General features: G+C 71.2%; 2 protein-coding genes. Both read left to right on the top strand.

The genetic code is table 11. From position 1 onward, the window contains the following. Positions 1-3,478, top strand: a 3,478-nt coding sequence (locus JOL79_RS33375; RefSeq protein ID WP_210159937.1) for a type I polyketide synthase, incomplete at its 5' end; no start/stop codon positions are given. A gap of 7 nt (positions 3,479-3,485) precedes the next feature. After that, positions 3,486-7,754, top strand: a 4,269-nt coding sequence (locus JOL79_RS33370) for a type I polyketide synthase (protein ID WP_210159936.1), incomplete at its 3' end; no start/stop codon positions are given.

Raw genomic sequence — 7,754 nt, 5'->3', positions numbered from 1 at the left:
CCTCGTGGAGCTCGGCCTCGACTCCCTGACCGCCATCGAACTCCGCAACCACCTCACCACCGCCACCGACCTCCGCCTCCCCGCCACACTCACCTTCGACCACCCCACCCCCCACGCCATCGCCACCCACATCGACCGGGAGCTCGGCGGCACCCGTGCGGAGAAGGAGACGGCGGCACGAGCCGAGGTGGTGGCCGGCACATCGGATGCCGAAGACCCGATCGTCATCGTCGGGATGGCCTGCCGTCTGCCCGGAGGCGTCGAGTCGCCCGAGGCGCTCTGGCGGCTGGTCGAATCCGGGGGCGACGCGGTGTCGGAGTTCCCCGCCGACCGGGGATGGGACGTCGAACGGCTCTACGACCCCGACCCCGACCGGCCCGGCACGTCGTACACCAAGCACGGCGGGTTCCTGCGGGACGTCGCCGACTTCGACGCGGCGCTCTTCGGCATCTCCCCCCGCGAGGCCATCGCGATGGACCCGCAGCAGCGGCTCCTACTGGAGGTCGCCTGGGAGGCGTTCGAGCGCGCCGGCATCGATCCCGACCGGCTCAGAGGCAGCCGTACGGGCGTCTTCGCCGGAATGATGTACCACGACTACGCGCCGCGCCTGGAGCAGATCCCCGGCGACCTCGAGGGATACCTCATCAACGGCAGCGCGGGGAGCATCGCGACCGGCCGGGTGGCTTACACCTTCGGCTTCGAGGGCCCGGCCGTCACCGTCGACACCGCCTGCTCGTCGTCGCTGGTGGCACTGCATCTGGCCGCGCAGTCGCTCCGTACCGGCGAGTCTGATCTCGCGCTCGCGGGCGGGGTCGCGGTGATGTCGTCGCCGGCCACCTTCGTCGAGTTCTCCCGCCAGCGCGGTCTGTCGCCCGATGGGCGGTGCAAGGCGTTCTCGTCCTCCGCGGACGGCACCGGCTGGGGAGAGGGCGTCAGCCTGCTTCTCCTCGAACGGTTGTCGGACGCCCGCAGGAACGGCCATCCCGTCCTGGCGATCGTTCGCGGCTCGGCCGTCAACCAGGACGGCGCGTCCAACGGCCTGACCGCCCCCAGCGGGCCGTCCCAGCAACGGGTGATCAGGCAGGCCCTCGCCAACGCCGGCCTTGCCCCGCACGAGGTCGACGCGGTGGAGGCGCACGGCACCGGCACCACGCTCGGCGACCCGATCGAGGCGCAGGCGCTGCTCACGACGTACGGCCAGGACCGGCCCGACGACCGTCCGCTGTGGCTCGGCTCGCTGAAGTCCAACGTGGCACACACCCAGGCCGCGGCCGGCGGGGCCGGAGTCATAAAGATGATCATGGCGATGCGAAGCGGAGTGCTGCCGAAGACACTGCACGTGGACGAGCCCACCCCGCACGTCGACTGGTCGAGCGGCAACGTCCGCCTTCTCACCGAGGCGCGGCCGTGGCCGGAGGAGGGGCGGCCGCGGCGGGCCGGGGTCTCGTCGTTCGGAGTCAGCGGCACGAACGCGCACGTCATCCTTGAGCAGCCCGCGGCCGAGGAGGAGCCCGCCCGAGCGGACGCGCCGACGCCGCCCACGCTGCCGTGGGTGCTGTCCGGTCATCTGCCCGAGGCCCTGCGCGGCCAGGCGGTGAGCCTGGCGACGTACCTGGAGGGCCGCCTCGAAGTCGACGCGGCGGACGTCGCGCACTCACTCCTTACAGCCCGGACGCTGCTCACCGAGCGCGCCGTGATCGTGGGAGCCGGCCGCGCCGCTCTCGACTCCGGCGTACGCGCGCTGGCGGAGGAGGGGGCGCTACCCGGCAACGTCGTCCGCGGCACGGCCGACGTCGCCGGAAAGGTGGTCTTCGTCTTCCCCGGCCAGGGCGGACAGTGGCCCGCGATGGCGGGCGAACTGCTGGACTCCTCACCGGTCTTCGCGGAGCGGTTCACCGAGTGTGCCGCCGCTCTCGGAGAGTTCGTCACATGGTCGCCGCTCGACGTCGTCCGTCAGGTCCCCGGCGCGCCCGGTCTGGAGCGGGTGGACGTCGTGCAGCCGGTCCTGTGGGCGGTGATGGTGTCACTCGCCGCGCTGTGGAGCTCGTACGGCGTGCGCCCGGACGCGGTGGTCGGCCATTCGCAGGGGGAGATCGCCGCGGCCGTGGTGGCGGGGCGGCTGTCGCTGCGGGACGGGGCACGGGTGGTGGCCCTGCGCAGCCAGGCCATCCGCACCCTGTCCGGCGACGGCGGCATGGCGTCCGTGGCGCTGCCGCTGGAGGAGGCGGAGGCGCGCATCGCGTTCTGGAACGACCGGCTGTCGGTCGGCGTCGTCAACGGGCCCGGCAGCGTGGTCGTCTCCGGTGAGGTCGCCGCGCTGACCGAACTGCTGACCGCGTTGGAGGCCGAGGGGATACGCAACCGGCGGATTCCCGTTGACTACGCCTCGCACTCGGCTCAGGTCGAACTCATCCACGACGAGTTGGCGAAGGCCCTCTCACCGGTGGCGCCCCGCGCAGGGAGCGTCCCCATGCTGTCCACCGTCACCGGCGACTGGGTGGACGACACGGAACTCGACGCGGCCTACTGGTACGCCAATCTCCGACGGCCGGTGCTCTTCGAGAGGGCCACCCGCGAGCTGGCCGCACAGGGTCACACGGTGTTCGTCGAGATCAGCCCGCATCCCGTGCTCACTTCCGCGATCAGCGAGACACTCGACGCGGAGGACGCGCCGCCGGCGCTCGCCGTGGGCACACTCCGGCGCGACCAGGGCGGGCTCGATCGATTCCTTGTCTCACTCGCCGAGGCCTTCGTCCGCGGTGTGCCGGTCGACTGGCATCCGGCGCTCGACGGCACCGGCCCGCGCCAGGTCCCCCTGCCCACCTACGCGTTCCAGCGTTCGCGCTACTGGCTCGACGCCTCCCGGTCGGCGTCCACCGCCGCCGACGCGCTCGCCCGCGTGCCCGCCGCCGCGGACTCCTCGCCCGTACGGCGGCTCGTGGCGCTGGAGCCGGCCGAGCGCCGCCAGACCGTCCTCGACCTGGTCCGTACGGAGGTCGCGGCGGTGCTCCGGCACTCTAAGGACGACGCGGTGGGGATGACCAGAGCCTTCCGGGAGCTCGGTCTCGACTCGCTCACCGCCGTCGACCTGCGAAACCGCCTCCGGACGGCCACCGGGCTGCCGCTGCCCACCACCTTGATCTTCGATCATCCGACGCCCACCGCGGTGACCGACCACATCCTCTCGGCGCTGGACGCCGCCGCCATGGACCTGTCGCCGGAGCCGCCGGCGGAGCGCATCGGGGAGGGCGCCGCGCCGGGGAGCGGACCCGCACCCGACCCGCTCACCGTGCTCCGCGATCTGGAGGCCGGTCTCGTGCTCGGCACGGACGCGCGCGGCGAGGTCCTCTCGCGGCTGCGCGCGCTGGTCGCGCGCCTTGATTCTCCCGTCACACCGGGCGACGACCTGGAGGACGAGGCCCTCGACCTCGACTCCGCGACCGACGACGAACTCTTCGACCTCCTGGACAGGAGCTGATCTCCGCATGGCCAACGACGACAAGCTGCGCGAATACCTCAAGCGCTCGATCGCCGAGACCAAGCAGGCCGAACGGCGGCTGCGCCAGGTCGAAGCCAGATCCCGCGAGCCGATCGCGATCGTGGGGATGGCCTGCCGCCTGCCCGGCGGCGTGTCCTCCCCCGAGGACCTGTGGGACCTGGTCAACGAGGGACGCGACGCCGTCACCGAGTTCCCCACCGACCGCGGCTGGGACCTCGACACCCTCTACCACCCCGACCCCGACCACCCCGGCACCACCTACACCCGCCACGGCGGCTTCCTCGACGACGTAGCCGGATTCGACGCCGACTTCTTCGGCATCTCCCGCCGCGAAGCCCTGGCCAGCGACCCCCAGCAACGCCTCCTCCTCGAAACCGCCTGGGAAACCTTCGAACGCGCCGGAATCAACCCCCACACCCTCAAAGGCAGCCGCACGGCGGTCTACGCGGGTGTCGCGGACCGTACGTACGGCGCCCGGCTCACCCAGGTGCCCGAGGAACTGGAGGGCTATCTGGCCATCGGCAATCTGGGCAGCGTGCTGTCGGGCCGTATCGCCTACACCTTCGGGTTGGAGGGCCCGGCGGTCACGGTCGACACGGCGTGTTCGTCGTCGCTGGTGGCGCTGCATCTGGCCGTCCAGGCGCTGCGCACCGGAGAGTGCGACCTGGCACTCGCGGGCGGGGTGACGGTGATGGCCTCGCCCATCGGCTTCACCGAGTTCTCCCGTCAGCGCGGGCTGGCGGCCGATGGGCGATGCAAGGCGTTCTCCTCTTCCGCGGACGGCACCGGCTGGGCCGAGGGCGTCGGCCTCCTCCTCGTCGAACGCCTGTCGGACGCCCGCCGCAACGGCCACCGCGTCCTCGCCCTCATCCGCGGCACCGCCGTCAACCAAGACGGCGCCTCCAACGGACTCACCGCCCCCAACGGCCCCTCCCAGCAACGCGTCATCCGCCACGCCCTCGACAACGCCGGCCTCACCCCCACCGACATCGACGCCGTCGAAGCCCACGGCACCGGCACCACCCTCGGCGACCCCATCGAAGCACAAGCCCTACTCGCCACCTACGGCCAAAACCGGCCACACGACCGGCCCCTGTGGCTCGGATCGCTGAAGTCGAACATCGGTCACGCCCAGGCCGCCGCCGGAGTCGCGGGCATCATCAAAACGGTCCACGCCCTCCACCACCGCCTGCTCCCCAAAACCCTCCACATCGACCAGCCCACCCCCCACGTCGACTGGTCCTCCGGCGCCCTGTCCCTCCTCACCGAGCCGACCACCTGGCCCGAGACCGGACGCCCCCGCCGCGCCGCCGTCTCCGCCTTCGGCGTCAGCGGCACCAACGCCCACGTCATCATCGAACAAGCCCCCGAGCCCGCCCTCGACGACGAACCCGACGCCGCGCCCTCCGCCACTCCCTCCGCCTCCGCCAGCACGGAAAGCGGGGATCCCCAAGACGCCGCCGCCACCGCCGCCCCGGTCGCGTGGACGCTGTCGGCCAAGACCGCCGATGGGTTACGCGCGCAGGCCGCCCGCCTGGCCGCGCACATCGAACGCCACCCCGGCCTCCACCCCGCCGACGTCGCCCACTCCCTGGCCACCACCCGCACCCACCACGACCACCGCGCCGTCATCCTCGGCACCACCCGCCAAGAACTCCTCGACCACACCACAACCCTCGCCACCACAACACGCACACCACCCGGAGTGGTGACCGGGAGCGGCACCGGGGGACCCATCGCGTTCGTGTTCACCGGACAGGGCAGCCAACACCCCGCCATGGGCCGGCAACTCTACGAAACCTTCCCCGCCTTCGCCCACACCTACGACCAGACCATCACCCTCCTCGACCACCACCTCGCCCCCCACACCACCACCCCCCTCCGCCACGTCCTCCTCGGCAACACCGACCCCACCCTCATCAACACCACCCTCTACACCCAAACCGGCCTATTCGCCCTCCAAACCGCCCTCACCGCCCTCCTCGCCACCTGGAACATCACCCCCACCGCCGTCACCGGCCACTCCATCGGCGCCATCGCCGCCGCCCACACCGCCGGCATCCTCACCCTCCCCCACGCCACCGCCCTCGTCGCCACCCGCGCCACCCTCATGAACACCCTCCCCACCACCGGCACCATGACCGCCACCACCGCCACAGAAACCGAAATCACCCACCTCATCACCACCCACAACCTCACCGACATCGCCATCGCCGCCACCAACACCCCCACCACAACCGTCATCTCCGGCACCACCCACACCATCAACCACCTCACCCACCTCCTCCACACCAACGGCCACAAAACCCGCCCCCTCAACGTCAGCCACGCCTTCCACTCCCCCCACATGAACCCCATCCTCGACACCTTCCACAACCACATCACCACCCTCACCTACACACCCCCAACCATCACCTACGTCTCCGACCACACCGGCACCACCCTCCCCCCCGGCCACACCACCGACCCCACCTACTGGACCAACCACCTCCGCCACACCGTCCGCTTCCACCAAGCCACCCAAACCCTCCACAACCTCGGCACCACCACCTACCTCGAAATCGGACCCGACGCCATCCTCACCCCCCTCATCCGCGAAACCCTCAACCACACCCACACCACCCACGCGATCCCGGTCCTCCGCCGCAACCACCCAGAACCCCACACCGCCCTCACCGCCGCCGCCCACCTCCACACCACCGGCACCCCCATCACCTGGCCCACCACCACAACAACACCCCACACCGTCGACCTGCCCACCTACGCCTTCCAACACGACCACCTCTGGCTCACCCCACCCCACAACCACACCACCAACCCCACCCACCTCGGCCTCACCCCCACCACCCACCCCCTCCTCAACGCCACCATCACCACCCCCGACAACACCACCCACATCTCCACCGGCACCCTCTCCCTCACCACCCACCCCTGGCTCACCGACCACACCATCTTCGACACCCCCCTCCTCCCCGGCACCGCCTTCCTCGACCTCGCCCTCCACACCGCCGACCACACCGCCGACCACACCGCCGACCACACCCACCACACCGCCATCGACGAACTCCTCCTCCACGCACCCCTCCCCCTCACAGGGAAGGGCACGACGCAGGTGCAGGTGATCCTCAACCGCTCCGAACCGGACAGGACCACGCTGGAGGTCTACTCCCGGCCGGAAGGCGGCGACGACTGGACCCACCACGCCACCGCCTTACTGGTGAAGGACTCGGCCGAACCAGCCGGGGAACCCGGCGTCTGGCCGCCGCGGGACGCGACCGCTATCGATGTGGACGGCGTGTACGAGGCATTGGGAGAAGCCGGCCTCCATTACGGGCCCGCGTTCCGGGGTCTGCGGGCGGCGTGGCGGCGCGGCGACGAACTGTTCGCCGAGGTCGCCCTCCCGGAGGAACTGCACGACGACGCCGACCGGTTCGGCATCCATCCCGCGCTGCTGGACGCCGCCGTGCATCTTCCGGCCTGGGCGGGGCTGGCCGAGGTCCCGGAGGGGCAGAACCGGTTGCCCTTCGCGTGGAGCGGCGTGCGGCTGCACGCCTCCGGCGCGACCGAACTACGCGTGCGCGTCCTCCTCGGCGAGTCCGGGTCGCTGTCCCTCCAGGCCGCCGACCCCACCGGGACACCGGTCGTCTCGATCGACACGCTGTCGGCGCGGCCGGTCTCGTCGGAGCAACTCAGGCCGGCCGCTCCAGGGGTGGACAACGCGCTGTTCCGGGTGGCCTGGCGTCCTCTGGAACTCCTACCGGCGGCTCGTGAGTTCTGGGCGGTGTTGCGGGATCGGGAGCTGGCCGACGACCTGCGCCAGACCGGACTGAGCGTGTCCTACTACCCCGACCTCGACACCCTCACCCACGCCATCCGCGCCGGAGAACCCACCCCCGACCTCATCGCCCTCCCCATCAACCCACCCACCACACCCGACGCCCTCGGCACCGGCACCGGCACCGGCACCGGCACCGGCACCGCAGACGGTGACGGCACCGAAGACAGCGACATCATCACCGCCACCCACGCCATCCTCGAAGACACCCTCCTCACCCTCCAGCAATGGCTCACCGACGACCACCTCACCACCACCCGCCTCCTCGCCATCACCCACCACGCCATCACCCTCAACCACCCCAACCAGCCCGATCAACCCCCCATCAACCTCACCACCGCACCCGTATGGGGACTCATCCGCACCGCACAAACCGAACACCCCAACCGCATCCTCCTCGCCGACCTCGACCACCACCCC

The sequence above is a fragment of the Microbispora oryzae genome, assembly GCF_017896165.1.
Taxonomy (GTDB): domain Bacteria; phylum Actinomycetota; class Actinomycetes; order Streptosporangiales; family Streptosporangiaceae; genus Microbispora; species Microbispora oryzae.
The sequence above is the reverse complement of the archived record's forward strand: the minus strand, read 5'-3'. Positions and strand labels throughout refer to the sequence as shown.